At 69.5% G+C, this 16,544-nt stretch carries 13 protein-coding genes; 7 read left to right on the forward strand and 6 right to left on the reverse strand.

Annotation, left to right across the window (positions count from 1 at the left end; genetic code table 11):
- Positions 1 to 71 precede the first annotated feature (71 nt).
- The 6 genes from glgC to N7I30_RS06675 all read left to right on the forward strand — a co-directional run bounded on the left by glgC (position 72) and on the right by N7I30_RS06675 (position 8,794).
- Entirely contained in the window at positions 72 to 1,343 is a 1,272-nt protein-coding gene (glgC, locus tag N7I30_RS06650; RefSeq protein ID WP_009208321.1) for a glucose-1-phosphate adenylyltransferase, read from the forward strand.
- On the forward strand, positions 1,343 to 2,794 hold the full coding sequence (gene glgA / locus N7I30_RS06655; protein ID WP_024349237.1) for a glycogen synthase GlgA: 1,452 nt from the start codon (positions 1,343 to 1,345) through the stop codon (positions 2,792 to 2,794). The genes glgC and glgA overlap by 1 nt, the downstream gene beginning before the upstream one ends.
- On the forward strand, positions 2,791 to 4,419 hold the full coding sequence (locus tag N7I30_RS06660) for an alpha-D-glucose phosphate-specific phosphoglucomutase (RefSeq protein ID WP_498637605.1): 1,629 nt from the start codon (positions 2,791 to 2,793) through the stop codon (positions 4,417 to 4,419). The genes glgA and N7I30_RS06660 overlap by 4 nt, the downstream gene beginning before the upstream one ends.
- Positions 4,420 to 4,432: 13 nt before the next feature.
- Complete coding sequence (gene glgX, locus N7I30_RS06665) at positions 4,433 to 6,493, forward strand: glycogen debranching protein GlgX (protein WP_498637607.1); 2,061 nt, start codon at positions 4,433 to 4,435, stop codon at positions 6,491 to 6,493.
- A 122-nt stretch (positions 6,494 to 6,615) separates the two neighbouring features.
- Positions 6,616 to 8,484 (forward strand): DNA mismatch repair endonuclease MutL, encoded by a 1,869-nt coding sequence (gene mutL / locus N7I30_RS06670; RefSeq protein ID WP_498637609.1) that lies wholly within the window; start codon positions 6,616 to 6,618, stop codon positions 8,482 to 8,484.
- 97 nt (positions 8,485 to 8,581) lie between these two features.
- A complete protein-coding gene (locus N7I30_RS06675; protein ID WP_040325093.1) occupies positions 8,582 to 8,794 on the forward strand; it encodes a DUF2093 domain-containing protein in 213 nt (70 codons plus the stop codon).
- A gap of 19 nt (positions 8,795 to 8,813) precedes the next feature.
- Here N7I30_RS06675 and lpxK read toward each other — a convergent pair whose 3' ends face one another.
- From lpxK to N7I30_RS06705, 6 genes are all read right to left on the reverse strand, one after another.
- Positions 8,814 to 9,842 carry a tetraacyldisaccharide 4'-kinase gene (lpxK, locus tag N7I30_RS06680; RefSeq protein WP_498637837.1) on the reverse strand — a complete coding sequence of 343 codons (1,029 nt, stop codon included), beginning with the start codon at positions 9,840 to 9,842 and terminating at the stop codon, positions 8,814 to 8,816.
- Positions 9,842 to 11,170 carry a lipid IV(A) 3-deoxy-D-manno-octulosonic acid transferase gene (gene waaA / locus N7I30_RS06685; protein ID WP_498637611.1) on the reverse strand — a complete coding sequence of 443 codons (1,329 nt, stop codon included), beginning with the start codon at positions 11,168 to 11,170 and terminating at the stop codon, positions 9,842 to 9,844. The genes lpxK and waaA overlap by 1 nt, the downstream gene beginning before the upstream one ends.
- Entirely contained in the window at positions 11,167 to 11,940 is a 774-nt protein-coding gene (locus tag N7I30_RS06690) for a lysophospholipid acyltransferase family protein (RefSeq protein ID WP_498637613.1), read from the reverse strand. Before N7I30_RS06690 ends, waaA begins: the two co-directional genes overlap by 4 nt.
- A gap of 54 nt (positions 11,941 to 11,994) precedes the next feature.
- The gene (locus N7I30_RS06695) at positions 11,995 to 12,231 is read right to left on the reverse strand and encodes a DUF4170 domain-containing protein (protein WP_009208313.1); all 237 of its coding nucleotides are present in this window, start codon (positions 12,229 to 12,231) and stop codon (positions 11,995 to 11,997) included.
- Positions 12,232 to 12,341: 110 nt separating this feature from the next.
- Positions 12,342 to 13,139 (reverse strand): 3'(2'),5'-bisphosphate nucleotidase CysQ, encoded by a 798-nt coding sequence (locus N7I30_RS06700; protein ID WP_498637615.1) that lies wholly within the window; start codon positions 13,137 to 13,139, stop codon positions 12,342 to 12,344.
- Positions 13,136 to 14,479 (reverse strand): TldD/PmbA family protein, encoded by a 1,344-nt coding sequence (locus N7I30_RS06705; protein ID WP_498637617.1) that lies wholly within the window; start codon positions 14,477 to 14,479, stop codon positions 13,136 to 13,138. The genes N7I30_RS06700 and N7I30_RS06705 overlap by 4 nt, the downstream gene beginning before the upstream one ends.
- A gap of 119 nt (positions 14,480 to 14,598) precedes the next feature.
- On the opposite strand from N7I30_RS06705, the gene N7I30_RS06710 reads away from it, so the two are divergent.
- Positions 14,599 to 16,491, forward strand: coding sequence for a monovalent cation:proton antiporter-2 (CPA2) family protein (locus N7I30_RS06710; RefSeq protein ID WP_498637619.1), 1,893 nt, complete (start codon positions 14,599 to 14,601; stop codon positions 16,489 to 16,491).
- Positions 16,492 to 16,544 lie beyond the last annotated feature (53 nt).

The raw sequence follows: 16,544 nt of genomic DNA on the forward strand, positions 1-16,544 counted from the left end.
CGGGTGCCGGGGGCCAGTCAGCCGGCCATCCGGAGAGCCGTCTGCCCCATGGATGATCCAGGGAGGAGTTCATGGCAGAGAACAGACGCGCCGGACCGCTGGCCCGCGAGACGATGGCCTACGTACTGGCCGGCGGACGCGGCAGTCGGCTGATGGAGATGACCGACAGCCGCGCCAAGCCGGCCGTCTTCTTCGGCGGCAAGACGCGGATCATCGACTTCGCGCTCTCCAACGCCATCAATTCCGGTATCCGCCGCATCGGCGTCGCCACCCAGTACAAGGCCCACAGCCTGATCCGGCACCTGCAGAACGGCTGGAACTTCCTGCGGCCGGGCCGCAACGAGAGCTTCGACATCCTGCCGGCCAGCCAGCGCGTGTCCGAGGACCAGTGGTACGCCGGCACCGCCGACGCCGTGTACCAGAACATCGACATCATCGAATCCTACGCGCCGCGCTACATCGTCATCCTGGCCGGCGACCACGTCTACAAGATGGACTACGAGATCATGCTCCAGCAGCATGTGGATTCGGGTGCGGACGTGACGGTCGGCTGCCTCGAAGTGCCGCGCATGGAGGCTGTCGCCTTCGGCGTCATGCATGTCGACGAGAACTACAACATCACCGATTTCGTCGAGAAGCCGGCCGATCCCCCCGCCATTCCGGGTCGTCCCGACACGGCGCTGGCCTCGATGGGCATCTATGTCTTCGAGACCAACTTCCTGATGGACCAGCTGCGCCGCGACGCCGCCGATCCGGGCTCGAGCCGCGACTTCGGCAAGAACATCATCCCGCATATCGTCAAGCACGGCCGCGCCGTCGCCCATCGCTTCAACCTGTCGGTGGTGCGCTCGGAGAACGAGCCGGACGACGAGGCCTACTGGCGCGACGTCGGCACGGTGGATGCCTACTGGCAGGCCAATATCGACCTGACCGACATCATCCCGCCGCTCGACATCTACGACCGCGACTGGCCGATCTGGACCTATGCCGACGTGGTGCCGCCGGCCAAGTTCGTCCATGACGAGGACGGCCGCCGGGGTTCGGCGATCTCCTCGCTGGTCTCGGGCGACTGCATCATCTCCGGCGGCCAGCTGCATCGCTCGCTGCTGTTCACCGGGGTGCGCCAGCGCTCCTATTCCATGCTCGACCACGCGGTCGTGCTGCCCCAGTGCCGTATCGGCCGCCACGCCCGCATCACCAGGGCGGTGCTCGACCGCGGCGTGGAAATCCCCGACGGCCTGGTGATCGGCGAGGATCCCGAGCTCGACGCCAAGCGGTTCCGCCGCACGGCGAACGGCATCTGCCTCGTCACCAAGCCGATGATCGACAGGCTCACCTACTGATGACCACTGGCGTGCTCTCCGTCGCCTCGGAAGTCTTCCCGCTGATCAAGACCGGCGGGCTGGCGGACGTGGCGGGGGCGCTTCCCGCCTCGCTGGCGGCCCACGATTTTGCCGTGCGCACGCTGATGCCGGGCTATCCCGATGTCATGCGGCAGATCGACAACGCCGACATCGCCTGCCGTTTCGACGATCTCTTCGGCGGGCCGGCGCGTGTCCTTGCGGCGACCGCCGGCGGGCTCGACCTTCTCGTCCTCGACGCGCCGCATCTCTTCGACCGGACCGGCGGTCCCTATGTGTCGAGCGCAGGCCACGACCACGCCGACAACTGGGCCCGCTTCGCGGCGCTGTCGAAGGCCGGCGCCGAGATCGGCCAGGGTGCGATCCCCGGCTTCGCACCGGCGATCGTCCATGCCCATGACTGGCAGGCGGCGCTGACGCCGGTCTATCTGGCGGTGTCCGGCAAGCCGCGGCCGCGCACCGTGGTGACCATCCACAACCTCGCCTTCCAGGGCAATTTCCCCTACCAGATCTTCCCGCGCCTTGGCCTGCCGCCATCCGCCTGGTCGATCGAGGGCGTCGAATATTACGGCAATGTTGGCTATCTGAAGGGCGGCCTGCACGCCGCCGACGCGGTCACCACCGTCAGCCCGACCTATGCCGAGGAGATCCTGACGCCGGGCGGCGGCATGGGGCTCGACGGCCTCCTGCGCGGGCGCGGCGAACGGCTGGTCGGCATCGTCAACGGCATCGACACCGAGGTCTGGAACCCCAAGACCGATCCCGACATCCCGCATCATTACAGCGCCCGCTCGCCCAAGGCACGCCAGCGCAACAAGCGCGCGCTGGAAACCGAATTCGGCCTTGCCCATGAGGACGGCCCGATCGTCGCCGTCGTCAGCCGCCTGACCTGGCAGAAGGGCCTCGACCTCGTCGCCGACGCCTGCGACGACCTCGTCGAACGCGGCGTGCGCATGGTCGTGGTCGGCTCCGGCGAGCCGATGATCGAGGGCAGTTTCCAGGCCGCCCATACCCGGCATCCGAACAAGATCGGCGTGCGCATCGGCTATGACGAGGCCCTGTCCCACCGGGTGCAGGCCGGCGCCGACGCGATCCTCGTGCCGTCGCGCTTCGAGCCCTGCGGCCTCACCCAGCTCTACGGCCTGCGCTATGGCTGCATTCCGGTGGTCGCCAAGGTCGGCGGCCTCGCCGACACGGTGATCGACGCCAACCACGCCGCCATCACCGCCGGCGTTGCCACCGGCTTCATCTTCGCGCCGCCCACGCGCGACGACCTCATCGACGCCGTCGACCGGATGCAGCGGCTGTATGCCGACCCGGCCGCCTGGCGCCAGCTACAGCTCAGCGCGATGCAATCCGACGTATCCTGGCGCAGCAGCGCCGGGCACTACGCCCAACTCTTCCGCGATCTTATCGGAGACCAGCGGCCATGATCGAGACGATCGCCACCAAGCCCTTCAACGACCAGAAGCCCGGCACCTCGGGCCTGCGCAAGAGCGTTCCGCACTTCCGCCAGGCCAATTACGCCGAGAATTTCATCCAGGCGATCTTCGACGCCGCCGACAGCCATGACGGCGAGACCCTGGTGATCGGCGGCGACGGCCGCTTCTACAATCGCGAGGTGATCCAGACCGCGATCCGCATGGCCGCCGGCAACGGCTATGGCCGCGTCGTGGTCGGCCGCGGCGGCATCCTGTCGACGCCGGCCGCCTCCAACCTGATCCGCATCCGCAAGGCGGCCGGCGGCATCATCCTGTCGGCCAGCCACAATCCCGGCGGCCCGAAGGGCGATTTCGGCATCAAGTACAATGTCGCCAATGGCGGCCCGGCGCCAGAGAAGATCACCTCCGCGATCTTCGAGCGCACACGGACGATGTCGCAGTACCGCATCTGGTCCGGCGACGCGCCGAGCCTTGCCGAACTCGGCGAGACAAAGCTCGGCGACATGGTGGTCGAGGTCATCGACCCGGTCGCCGACTATGCCGCGCTGATGGAGAAACTGTTCGATTTCGGCCAGATCCGCGACCTGATCGCCTCCGGCTTCACCCTACGCTTCGACGCCATGCACGCCGTGACCGGCCCCTATGCTAGGGAAATACTGGAGAACCGGCTCGGTGCCCCGCTCGGCACGGTGATCAATGGCGAGCCGCTGGAGGATTTCGGTGGCGGACATCCCGATCCCAACGCCGTCCACGCCGCGACGCTGATCAACCAGCTCATGGCCCCCAACGGACCGGATTTTGGCGCGGCTTCCGACGGCGACGGCGACCGCAACCTGATCGTCGGCAAGGGCATCGTCGTTTCGCCCTCGGATTCGCTCGCGGTCTTGGCCGCCAACGCCCATCTGGCGCCGGCCTACAAGGACGGCATTGCCGGCATCGCCCGCTCCATGCCGACCAGCCAGGCCGCCGACAGGGTCGCCGCCAAGCGCGGCATCGGCATGTACGAGACGCCCACCGGCTGGAAGTTCTTCGGCACGCTGCTCGATGCCGGCAAGGTGACGATCTGCGGCGAGGAGAGCGCCGGCACCGGCTCCGACCATGTCCGCGAGAAGGACGGCCTGTGGGCGGTGCTCCTGTGGCTCAACATCCTGGCCGTGCGCCGCGAGAGCGTGCAGGCGATCCTGGAGAGCCACTGGGCCGAGTTCGGGCGCAATTACTACCAGCGCCACGACTATGAGGAGGTCGACGCCAAGGCGGCCGAGGGCCTGATGGGTTCGCTGCACGACCGGCTCGCCTCGATGGCCGGCCAGCGCTTCGGCACGCTGGTCGTCTCCGAGGCCGACGATTTTTCCTACAAGGACCCGGTCGACGGCTCGGTCGCCACCGGCCAGGGCGTGCGGATCGTCTTCTCCGGCGGCTCGCGCATCGTCTACCGCCTGTCGGGCACCGGCACCAAGGGCGCCACCCTGCGCGTCTATATCGAGCGCTACGAGCCCGACCGCACCCGCCACGACATTGCCCCCGAACAGGCGCTGGCCGAGCTCATCGATACGGCCTCGGCGATCGGCGAGATCGGCAAGCGCACCGGCCGCACGGCACCGGACGTCATCACCTGACCGCAGGGACTGCATGACCTACGCAATCACGGCCGAGCGCGGCAGGCCCGCCGCGCTCGGCGCGACGCTCGACGGCGACGGCGACGGCGTCCATTTCGCCGTCCATTCCGAAAATGCCGACGCCATCCAGCTCTGCCTCTTCGACGCGACCGGCACGCGGGAAACCGCGCGGCTCGTCCTGCCCGGCGAAAAGGACGGTCGCCATTACGGCTTCGTGCCGGGGCTGGCGGCCGGCGCCCGCTACGGCCTTCGTGCGCTTGGCCCCTACCGACCGATGGACGGCCATCGCTTCGATCCGTCCAAGCTCCTCGCCGATCCCTATGCGGTGCAGCTCGACCGCCCCTTCCTCTATCATCCGGTGCTGGCAGCGCCGCCCGAGCGCCAGCTCGACAGCGCGCCCTACATGCCGCGGGCGCTCGTCACCGCGCTCGATCGCAATGCCGCGCCCCTACCATTCGCCGCCCCCGGCCTGACCTACGAGGTGCTGGTCCGCGCCTATTCCCAGCGCCATCCCGATGTCCCGGCCGAAATCCGCGGCACCGTCGCCGCCCTCGCCGAACCGGTCTTCCTCGACCACATGGAAAAGCTCGGCGTCGAGACCGTCGAACTGATGCCCCTCGCCGCCTGGATCGACGAGGGCCACCTTTCGGCACACGGCCTGACCAATGCCTGGGGCTACAACCCGATCACCCACATGGCGCCCGACCCGCGGCTTGCGCCGGGCGGCTTTCCCGAGATCCGCCGGGTGGTCGATGCGCTCCATGCGCGCGGCATCAAGGTGCTGCTCGACGTGGTGCTGAACCATTCCGGCGAGGGCGACGAGGACGGGCCGACGGTCTGCTATCGCGGCCTCGACAATCTCCTCTACTACCGCCATGCCGAGGACGAGCCGGGCCTGCTCGTCAACGACACCGGCACCGGCAATACCCTCGCCACCCACCGCGAACCGGTGGCGCGGCTGTGCATCGACGTGCTGCGGACCTGGGTCGAGGCGACCGGCCTCGACGGCTTCCGCTACGATCTCGCCCCGGTGATGGGACGGCTGGACGACGGCTTCTCCACCGACGCGCCCTTCTTCCGCATGCTCGCCGCCGATCCCGTCCTGAAGCACCGCATCCATGTCGCCGAACCCTGGGACATCGGCCCCGGCGGCTATCAGGTCGGCCGGTTTCCCAGGCCCTGGTTCGAATGGCAGGACAAGTTCCGCGACGATGTCCGCCGCTTCTGGCGCGGCGATGCCGGCATGGTCGGGGCGCTGGCGACGCGCCTCGCCGGCTCGGCCGATCTCTACGACCGCGACGGCCGCCGTCCGTCGAGCGGCGTCAATTTCATCGCCGCCCATGACGGCTTCTCGCTCGCCGACATCGCCGCCTATGCCGACAAGCACAACGCCGCCAATTGCGAGGGCAATCGCGACGGCCACAACGACAACCACTCCTGGAACAACGGCGTCGAGGGCGACACCGACGATCCTGCGGTCATCGAGGCGCGCGGCAAGGACATCCGCGCCATGCTGGCGACGCTGATGGTCGCGCGCGGCACGCCGATGCTGGTGGCCGGCGACGAATTCGGCCGCAGCCAGGGCGGCAACAACAATGGCTATGCCCAGGACAACGAGATCACCTGGCTCGACTGGGCACGGGCCGATACGGATCTCGCCGCCTTCGTCGCCCGGCTGTCGCAACTGCGCCGTGCCCATCCGGCGCTGAATGCCGATCGCTTCCTCACCGGCCGCCCGGTCGAGGGCGGCGACGTCGAGGACGTCGTCTGGCTGCGCGAGGATGGCGCCCCGATGGAGCCCGGCGACTGGTCCGACCCGGAAAGGCGCTTCCTCGGCATGTCGGTCTATGCGCCGCGCGGCGCCGACGACATCGAGAGCGAGCGGGCGGTGATCTATCTCAATGCCGGCGACGCCGACATCGCGGTCACGCTGCCACCGCCGCGCGCCGACCACGCCTATTGCCTGCATCTCCAGTCGGACTGGCCGCATCTCGAACCCCGGCGCATCGACGCGGCGGACGGGCTGATCGTCCAGCCGCGCTCGGTGTTCGTCATCCTCGAGGAGCGGCTCTGATTGCCGCGCCGTCCACAGGCGTGGCACCGGACCGGTTTGCTGCGGCCCCGGCGAGCCGGTAAGAACGGCAGGCGCGCGGCGATGCTCCGCGCCCCCTTGACCGCGAACCGGGCCCGTGTCCCATGCCCATCCAGCAGCTCTCCGATGCCCTGATCGACCAGATCGCCGCCGGCGAAGTCGTCGAGCGGCCGGCCAGTGTCGTCAAGGAACTGGTCGAGAACGCCCTCGACGCCGGCGCAAGGCGCATCGAGATCGCCACGGCCGGCGGCGGCAAGAACCTCATCCGCATCAGCGACGACGGCTGCGGCATTCCGGCCGCCGAGATGCCGCTGGCGGTCCGCCGTCACTGCACCTCCAAGCTCGCCGGCGGCCTCGACGCCATCGGCACCCTCGGCTTTCGCGGCGAGGCCCTGCCCTCGATCGGCTCGGTCGGCCGGCTCAGCCTGAAGTCGCGGGCCGCCGGCAGCGACGAAGCCTACGAGATCTGCGTCGAGGCGGGGCGTCCGTCCGAGCTGCGCCCCACCGCCCTGTCGCGCGGCACGGTGATCGAGGTTCGCGATCTCTTCCACGCCGTGCCCGCCCGGCTGAAATTCCTGAAGAGCGACCGGGCCGAATCCGGCGCCATCACCGAGATCGTCCGGCGCATCGCCATCGCCTTTCCGGGCGTCCGCTTCGAGCTGTCCGGCCCCGATCGCACGACGACGGTGTTCGAGGCGGTGCCCGGCGACGCACCGCTGCCGCGCATCGCCGACGTCTTGACCCCGGACTTCGCCGACAATGCCATCCCCGTCGACGCCATGCGCGAGGACGTGCGGCTGCGCGGCTTTGCCGGCATCCCGACCTACAATCGCGGCAACGGCCAGCAGCAATTCTTCTACGTCAATGGCCGCCCGGTCCGCGACAAGACGCTGCATTCGGCCCTGCGCGGCGCCTATGCCGACGTTCTGGCCCGCGACCGCCATCCCGTCGCGGTCCTGTTTCTCGACCTCGACCCGGCCCTTGTCGACGTCAATGTCCATCCGGCCAAGGCCGATGTGCGGTTCCGCGATCCCGGGCTGGTGCGCGGCCTGATCGTCGGCTCGCTGCGCCAGGCCTTCAACGAAGCCGGCCTGCGTTCGGCGACCACCAACGCCTCCGGTCTGATGGCCCGCTTCCGGGGCGCCGCCCCGGCCGAGCCGGCACCGGTGACGCCCGCCCCGCGCCGTTTCGACGGCTTCGCGCCAGGCGGCTTCGCCGCGCCGCGCCAGGCCGCCTATGCCGCCGAGGCCTCGCCCTACCGGCCCCTCGATATGGGCGCCGATGCCGCGACCCTCGACCGCGGGCCTGACGCAGGCTCCGTTGCCACGACGGCGCCCGTCGCCTCCGCTGCCGCGGACACCGAGCCCACCGAGGACGGGGCGAACGGGGCCGACCACCCCCTCGGCGCGGCAAAGGCGCAGTTTCATCGGAATTTCATCGTGTCGGAGACCGAGGACGGCATCGTCATCGTCGACCAGCACGCCGCCCATGAGCGTCTCGTCTACGAGGCGCTGAAGACGGCCCTGCATGGCCGCCCGCTTGCCTCGCAGCTGCTGCTGATCCCGGAGATCGTCGATCTGCCCGAGGACGACGTCGATCGCCTCGCCGAGCAGGCGGAGACCTTCGCCCGCCTCGGCCTCGGCATCGAGCGCTTCGGTCCCGGCGCGGTGGCCGTGCGCGAGACGCCGGCCATCCTCGGCAGCGTCGATTGCCAGCGCCTGGTGCGCGATCTCGCCGACGAACTCGCCGAGGCCGGCACCGCCGACGCCGTGCGCGGCCGCATCGACCATGTCGCCGCGACCATCGCCTGCCACGGCTCGGTGCGCTCGGGACGGTTGATGAAGCCGGAAGAGATGAACGCGCTCCTGCGCGACATGGAGGCGACGCCCGGTTCGGGCCAGTGCAATCACGGCCGGCCGACCTTCATCGAGCTGAAGCTCGCCGACATCGAGAAGATGTTCGGTCGCCGCTGAGCGCGGCGCGGTGCCATTTGACGGCTCCCCGGCCCGGCGTTAGTCAGAAGCCGACCGACCGGCTGGCGATGCCGGTCCACCGACAGCGGAGACATCCATGAACCGCATGGAGAATGGCGGCGAGGCGAAGCTGCGCTACGGCACGCCCGATTTTCAGGTCGTGCGGCCCGGCGCCTATGTGCGCTGCGCCGTGACCGGGGAGGCGATCCCGCTCGACCTGTTGCGCTACTGGAGCGTCGAGCGCCAGGAAGCCTATGTCGACGGCGAGGCCTCGTTCCGCCGCGAAAAGGAAGTCGCCGGCAAGGGCTGAGACGGGCAGCTCCCGCCGGTCAGCCGAATTTGCGGCGGCGGAAGGCGCGCCGCGTGTCGCGGATGATGCGGGCGCCGAGGCTCTGCGGCGCAAAGCCGAGCGCCACGTCGAGCACCTCGCATTCCTTCAGGAACAGCTGCATGGCGGCGGATCCGGTCGCCAGCCGCACCGCATCCTTGCGCGTCGTCACCATCTGCAGGCCTTCGCGCCAGGCCGAGGCCGACAGATCGTCCATATCGTCGCTGGAAAAGACATGGTGGTCGGGAAAGTCGCGGGTCTCGACGATCTCGGCGCCGAGCGCGGTCAGGCTGGCGTAGAATTTCGCCGGATCGGCGATGCCGGCGAAGGCCAGCACCCGCAGCCCGGCAAAGCGGGCGCCGTTCTCCGGCTCCAGCGCCGCCTCGAAGATCGGCTTGTTGCCCCGCGCCGTCTGCCGGATGACGGCGTCGCCGGCGTCGCCTTCGCCGATCACCAATAGTGCGTCGGCAAAGCGGATCTGGTCGATAAGCGGCGCGCGCACCGGCCCGGCCGGCACCACGGCGCCATTGCCGAGACCGCGCCGCGCATCCACCGCGATCAGCGCGAAGTCGATCGCCAGCCGGGCGCTCTGGAAGCCGTCATCCATGATGATGAAGTCGACGCCGCGCTCGGCGAGCAGCTTTTGCGCGGCCTGCCGGCGGTTCACCGCGACGCAGGTCGGCGCGACGCTCGCCAGGAGCAGCGGCTCGTCGCCGACCTCGGCCGCGCTGTGATGCGCCGGATCGACCAGCACCGCGCCGCGGCTGGCCCGCCCGTGGCCGCGCGACACGAAGCCGGGGCGCAGCCCCTCGGCGAGCGCGGCGCGCCCGAGCGCCATGGCGGTCGGCGTCTTGCCGCCTCCCCCGACGGTAAAGTTTCCGACGCACAGTACCGGCACCCCGACATCGGCGCGCTCGCCGTGCTCCAGATTGCGCCGGGCCACGCGCCCGTAGACCGCCGCCGCCGGTGCCAGCATCAGGCTCTGCCAGGCTTTCGGCCGCCACCAGAAGGGCGGCGTCTCGGCCCGCATCATCGCGGCGCCGCCGGACGGTTGCAGCGGTCGAGGCCCACCGACAGCTTCAGCGGATGCAGGAACGGCTGCAGCGCCTGCATGGTCCGCGGCAGCGCGCCGCGCATCTCCTCTACCGTCGTCGCCGAGGCGCGCTTCATGCGGGCGAGCGCGGCGGGATCGTCGAGGATCTGCGCAAGGCAGGCCGCCAGCGTGTCGCTGTCGCGCACGATCTTGGCGCCGCCATTCTTCAACAGCCGCTGATAGGCGTCGCGGAAGTTCTGGACATAGCGGCCCGACAGGATCGCGGTGCCCAGCATCGCTGCCTCGAGCGGGTTCTGGCCGCCCTCGCCGGTCACCGACTTGCCGAGAAAGGCGATGTCGGTGAGCCGCAGATAGAGCCCCATCTCGCCCATCGTGTCGCCGAGCAGGATATCGGTGTCCGCATCGGGAAGGTCGCCGCGGCTCCGCCGCGCGACCTTGAGGCCGGCGCCGGTCAGTTCGGCCTCGATCTCGTCGCCGCGCGTCGTGTGGCGCGGCACGATGATGCTCAGAAGGCCGGGATGGCTTGCGGCCAGCTTGCGGTGCACCTCGCCGGCCAGCGTCTCCTCGCCGGCATGGGTGGAGAGCGCCGCCCAGCGTGGGCGCGCGCCCAGCGCCGCGATCATCTCGTCCAGCGCCGCGCCGGGGCTTGGCGGTGGAGCGGTATCGGCCTTCAGATTGCCCGCCACCGAGACCGCCCGCGCGCCCAGGAGATGGAAGCGCTCGCCGTCCACATCCGACTGGGCGACCACATGCGCCAGTGTTTCCATCAGCGCCTCGGCCAGCCACGGCGCCGACTTCCAGCGCTTGAAGGACCGGTCCGACAGGCGCGCATTGACCAGCACCTGCGGGATGCGCCGCCGGTTCAGCTCCATCAGCGTCGTCGGCCAGATCTCGCTCTCCGCCACGATCGCCACGTCCGGGCACCAATGGTCGAGGAAGCGGTGGATGGAGGGGCCGAGATCCAGCGGCACATATTGGTGGATGACGCAGTCGCCGAGCCGTTCGGCGACCAGCGTCGCCGAGGTCATCGTGCCGGTGGTCATCAGGACGGAGATGCCGTCGGCCGCGATCGCCCGCACCAGCGGCGTGACCGCGGCGCTTTCACCGACGCTCGCCGCATGCACCCAGACCAGCGGACCGGCCGGGCGCTCGACGCTGGCATGGCCGTAGCGTTCGCGGCGCCGCAAGGGGTCTTCCTTGCCCCGCGAGGTGCGGTAGCCGACATAGGGGCCGAGCAGCGGATAGACGAGCGTGCCCGCCGCCCGATAGGAGGCGAGTGCGGCGCGTGCCAGGAAATCGCTCACGCAACCCTCCCGACAAGCCGCTCGGCCGCGACATTCGCCGCCTCGATCGCCAGCGTGATCTCGCGGCGCTTGGCCTCCATCTCCTCCGCGTCGGCATCGGCCGCCACATGGATCGGATCGCCGACCACCACCGCAATGCGGCCGAAGGGCAGCGGCACCGTCGTCTTGTCCCAGGAACTCTCGACGACGTAGCGCCGGCTGGTGACCGCCGCCGACGGCAGGACCGGCCGGCCGGAAATCCGCGCCAGCGTGACGATGCCGAGCCCCGCGTCGCGCGGCACGCCCTTCGGCACGTCGGCGATCATGCAGACGCCGAATCCGCGGGCGAGATAGCGGCGCAGCGCGATCAGCGCCTTGGCCCCGCCCTTCTGGGCCCGCACCGGCCCGGCGCGTCCGCCCGAGCCGCGCACCGTCTCGATGCCGAAGCGCGCGACCACGGCAGCGTTCATCTCCGCGTCTGCATTGCGCGACAGGAGCGCGACATAGGGCAGTTCGGCCGGCCGGAAGAACGGCGCCAGGAGATGCTGCCCGTGCCACAGGCCGACGATGGCCGGATGCTCGGCGGTCAGCCGGGACCGCCAGTCGGTCGAGCCGGTGGCTTCCCTCTGGGTCGCATGGACGAGACGCAGGCCGCGATAGATCGCGCTGCCGCCGACCGCCATGGTCGCCGGGCTGCGGAGCAGGCGCCGGACGCGCTTGCGCCACGCGCGCAGGGTCCCCCGCGGGCGTTTCGGCGGAGCGCCGTCCTCGCCGGTTCGAGCCTGTGCCATCAATTCATCCGACATCGACGTCAGCCTGACCGCCTGTCCGGGGACAGACCGATCTCACTGCTTGTCCGGGTCCATCAGCCGGTGCATGTGGACGATGAAATACCGCATGGCGGCGTTGTCCACGGTCTGCTGCGCCTTCGACCGCCAGGCGGCCAGGGCCGAGGCGTAGTCGGGAAAGATGCCGACGATGTCGAGATTGTCGAGGTCCTTGAAATCGACGCTCTGGAGATCGTCCAGTTCGCCACCGAAGACCAGGTGAAGAAGCTGCTTGGGTTTCTGCTCTTCCATCATGTCCTCTTTCGTCCTGCACCGCGCCGCGCGCGGCGCAGACTGGGGTGTTGTTACCGGGTGCAGCCTTGTCCTGCACCAAAATACCGTCCGCTCCAAGGCGGCGGCGCCGTTCAGTCAGGAACGGCCTCGGCGAGCCTTTGCAGCCGCGGCATCGCCGCCAGCGAGGCGGCCATCAGGATCTCGTGCCGGCGCCCCTCGCTGCGATAGACGGTCGGCAGGCCGGCCCGGCCGCACAGAAGGCCGCCGGCCCGCTCGATCAGGAGATCGGCGGCGGCGATGTCCCAGTCGCTGGCGCGCGGCCGGATCAGCGTCCCGTCGAGCCGCCCGCAGGCCACCAGCGCCAGCCGGTAGGCCAGCGACGGCACGGCCTTCTCGCTGGCGAAGGCTTCGCCATCGGAGGCCTCGACGCGCTTGCGCATGGAATCGGGCATCGCCAGCCGCATCCGCTCGCCCGGTCCCGGCTCGGCGACAGCGCAAGGGGCCCCGTTCATCAGCGGCGTCCCGTCGGCGGTCACCTCGAAGATCTCGCCCATCGAGGGCGCCACGATGACGCCGACCACCGGGCGGCCGTTCTCGACGACGGCGATCGACACGCACCAGGTGTCCTCGCCGCGCAGATAGGCCCGCGTGCCGTCGATCGGATCGACCACGAAGAAGCGGCTGCCGGTGCCCTCCCTTGCGTCGCCCGGCTGCATCTCCTCCGACACCCAGCCATAGTCCGGCCGGGCGCCCACCAGCGTGTTGCGCAGCATCAGGTCGACGGCGAAATCCGCCTCGCTGACCGGCGAATTGCCCTCCTTCCACCAGACCTTCGGGTCGCGGCGAAAGAAGCCGAGCGCGATCTCGCCGGCCTCGACGGCCGCCGCCTTCACCAGTTCCAGATCGTCCTGGTAGCCCGACAAGATCACGCGCCCGCCACGGTCATGGAGCCGATCCGCAGGGTCGGCACCACGGTGGAGAACCGTTCGTCGAGATCGTCCGCCGCCGTCAGCGAGGCCAGCATGTCGGTGAGGTTGCCGGCGATGGTCAGCTCGGACACCGGCGTGGTCAGCTCGCCATTCTCGATCAGATAGCCCGAGGCGCCGCAGCTGTAGTCGCCGGTCACCAGATTGGTGCCGTGGCCGATCAACTCGTCGATATAGAGCCCCGTGCCGGTCTCGCGGATCAGCGCCTCGCGCGACATCTGCCCGGGCGACAGGAGGACGTTGCTCGACGAGGGCGACACGCCGTTGCCGCCGCGCGCTGCGCGGCCGTTGCTCTGAAGGCCGAGCTCCGTCGCCGTCGCCGTGTCGAGCAGCCAGTTGCGCAGGATGCCGTTCTCGACCAGCGCCATCGGCGCGCCGCGCACGCCCTCGCCGTCGAAGGGACGCGAGCCCGGCCGCCGCGGCAAGAGCGGGTTGTCGGTCAGCGTGAAGCTCTCCGGCAGGATCGCCTGCCCCATGCGGTCCTTCAGGAAGCTCGTGCCGCGGGCGATCGCGGCGCCGTTGACCGCGGCCACGATGCTGCCGATCAGCCCCCGCGCGATGCGCGGATCGTAGAGGATCGGCATGCGACCGGTGGCCGCCGTGCCGGGATTCAGGCGCCGCACGGTCCGCTCGCCGGCGCGCCGGCCGATGGCTTCGGGATCGTCGAGATCGGCGTAGTGGATGCGGGAATCGAAATCATAGTCCCGCTGCATGCCGACGCCGGTGCCGGCAATGACGCTGATCGAGCGCGAAAAGCCCGAGCGCATGCGATGGCCGGCAAAGCCCGACGAGGTCGCCAGCACGAGACCAGCCGCCCCCGCCGAGACCGAGGCGCCGCCGGAATTGGTCACGCCGGCAACGCCGCGCGCGGCCTCTTCCATCGCCAGCGCCTCGTCGATCATCGCCGTCGTCGCCAGATCGGTGTCGTCGTAGAGATCGAGACCGGGATCGTCGCGGCCGTCGGCCAGGCGGTCGGCATCGGCGAGCCGCGAGAAGGGATCTTCCGGCGAGACCTTCGCCATGGCGATTGCCCGCTCGACCAGCGGCTGCGGATCGCTGTGGATGTCTCCCGAGACGGTGGCGACGCGCCGACCGACGAAGACGCGGAGCGACATGTCCTCGCTCTCGGAATTCTCCGTATCCTCGACCGCGCCGAGCCGGACCGAAACCGATCGCCCGAAGGAGCGGACCACCGCCACGTCGCAGGCGTCGGCCCCGGCCTTTCGTGCGGTCTCGATGAGCCGCTCGGCGACCGAAAGGAGCCGCGTGCTGTCGTCGTCCATGAACCTGCCTGCTGGTGTTCGTCACCGAACCATTTATTGTGCGATGCCATAGCCATCAAGGCGTCATTGCACGCGATTGCAGCCGGCCGCGCGTGCAGCAACCGGGAACGGGAGCTTCGGTGGAGCACACAACCTCGATCTTTCTGGAAGTCGTGCTGCTGCTGGGCGGCGGAATCGTCGCAGGCACGCTGTTCCAGCGCATCGGGCTCGGCACGGTTCTGGGCTATCTGTTTGCCGGCATTCTGCTCGGCCCGGTCTTCCGCGTCGTCGCCGATGGCGAGGAGATCCTGCATATCGGCGAACTCGGCGTCGTCTTCCTGCTGTTCATCATCGGACTGGAACTGAAGGTCGGCCGCCTGTGGGCGATGCGGCGCCAGATCTTCGGCCTCGGTCTTGCCCAGGTGGTGCTGTCCGGCCTGGTGCTGGCGGGCGTCGCCTTCCTGTTCGACTTCTCGTGGCAGGCGAGCGTGCTGATCGGCTTCGGCCTCGCTTTGTCCTCCACCGCCTTCGGCCTACAATTGCTCGACGAGGCCGGCGAGACAAATACCCGCCACGGCCAGTCGGCCTTTTCGATCCTCCTGTTCCAGGATCTGGCGGTGGTGCCGCTTCTGGCCGCGATCCCCTTCCTGGCGCCGGCCTCGGGCGACACGGCGATCGACCCGACCGAGATCGCCATCTCGATCGGTGCGGTCGCGGCCCTGGTGGTCGGCGGGCGCTACCTGCTCAATCCGCTGTTCCGCCTCATGGCCACCTCCGGCGCCCGCGAGGTGATGCTCGGCGCCGCGCTCTTCGTGGTGCTGGGATCGGCCATGCTGATGGAGGCGGCCGGCTTCTCCATGGCCATGGGCGCCTTCATCGCCGGCGTACTCCTGGCCGAATCCACCTATCGCCACGAGCTCGAAGCCAATATCGAGCCGTTCCGCGGCCTGCTGCTGGGCCTGTTCTTCATGGGGGTCGGGCTGTCGCTCGATCTGGCCGTCGTCATGCGCGACTGGCTGGCGATCCTCGCCCTGACGCCGGCGCTGATGCTGGCGAAGGCGGCGATCATCTATCTCCTGTCGCGGGCCTTCGGCGAAACCGGCAACACCGCCACCCGCGTCTCCGGCCTGCTCGCCCAGGGCGGCGAGTTCGGCTTCGTGCTGTTCACCGCCGCCTCGGCGGGGCTGCTCATCTCCGAGGCGACGGCTTCGTTCCTCATCGCCATCGTCACCCTGTCGATGATGCTGACGCCGCTGACCACCTGGCTCGGACGCCGGCTCAGCGCCGAGGCGAATGGCGACGAGGAGGTGCTGGACGAGGATTTCGCCGGCGCCGGCGCCTCGGTGCTGATGATCGGCTTCTCGCGCTTCGGGCAGATGACGGCACAGGTGCTGCTGTCGAGCGGTACCGACGTGACCATCATCGATTCCTCGGCCGAGCGCATCCGCACGGCGGAGGCATTCGGCTTCCGCATCTATTTCGGCTCGGGGCTGCGCAAGGACGTCCTGGAAGCGGCCGGCATCCGCAAGACGCGGCTGGTCGCCATCTGCACCAACAAGCGCGAAACCACCGACCGGATCGTCGATCTGATCCGCGCCGATTTTCCCAATGTCCGGCTCTATGTGCGCGCCTATGACCGCAGCCACGCTTTGTCGCTGCGCGCCCGCGGCGTCGACTACGAGATCCGCGAGACGGTGGAATCTGCCCTCGCCTTCGGACGGGCGACGCTCGACGCCCTGGGTATCGAGGACGAGCTGGCCGACCGGATCACCGAGGATGTGCGCCGGCGCGATCTCGCGCGCCTGAAGCTTCAGGAGGCCGAGGGCTTCTATGCCGGCACCGACATGATCACCAACCGCGTCGTCACGCCCGAACCGCTGGTCAAGCCGCGCCCGGCCCTCAAGGACATCGAGCGCTCGCCGAGTGATGACGACGCCGGCGCGAGCCCGGAGGACGGGGCGCCGATCAAGCGCCGCCGCGGCCGCCCCTTCCGCGGGCGCCGTCGCGACTTCGGCAAGATCCAGTCGCGCTGACACGCGACAGGCCGAAGCATCACCCGCCGACCCCGACCCTGCGAGGCACCCGG

Origin of the sequence: Aurantimonas litoralis, from assembly GCF_026153195.1 — a bacterium.
GTDB classification, from domain to species: Bacteria; Pseudomonadota; Alphaproteobacteria; order Rhizobiales; family Rhizobiaceae; genus Aurantimonas; species Aurantimonas coralicida.

Excerpts from the sequence above, each read along its gene's own strand:
- N7I30_RS06690 (WP_498637613.1), bottom strand. The coding sequence starts at position 11,940 with ATGGCACAGGCTCGAACCGGCGAGGACGGCGCTCCGCCGAAACGCCCG.
- glgX (WP_498637607.1), top strand. The coding sequence starts at position 4,433 with ATGACCTACGCAATCACGGCCGAGCGCGGCAGGCCCGCCGCGCTCGGC.
- glgA (WP_024349237.1), top strand. The coding sequence starts at position 1,343 with ATGACCACTGGCGTGCTCTCCGTCGCCTCGGAAGTCTTCCCGCTGATC.
- N7I30_RS06695 (WP_009208313.1), bottom strand. The coding sequence starts at position 12,231 with ATGATGGAAGAGCAGAAACCCAAGCAGCTTCTTCACCTGGTCTTCGGT.
- lpxK (WP_498637837.1), bottom strand. The coding sequence starts at position 9,842 with ATGCGGGCCGAGACGCCGCCCTTCTGGTGGCGGCCGAAAGCCTGGCAG.
- N7I30_RS06660 (WP_498637605.1), top strand. The coding sequence starts at position 2,791 with ATGATCGAGACGATCGCCACCAAGCCCTTCAACGACCAGAAGCCCGGC.
- glgC (WP_009208321.1), top strand. The coding sequence starts at position 72 with ATGGCAGAGAACAGACGCGCCGGACCGCTGGCCCGCGAGACGATGGCC.
- N7I30_RS06705 (WP_498637617.1), bottom strand. The coding sequence starts at position 14,479 with ATGGACGACGACAGCACGCGGCTCCTTTCGGTCGCCGAGCGGCTCATC.
- mutL (WP_498637609.1), top strand. The coding sequence starts at position 6,616 with ATGCCCATCCAGCAGCTCTCCGATGCCCTGATCGACCAGATCGCCGCC.
- N7I30_RS06675 (WP_040325093.1), top strand. The coding sequence starts at position 8,582 with ATGAACCGCATGGAGAATGGCGGCGAGGCGAAGCTGCGCTACGGCACG.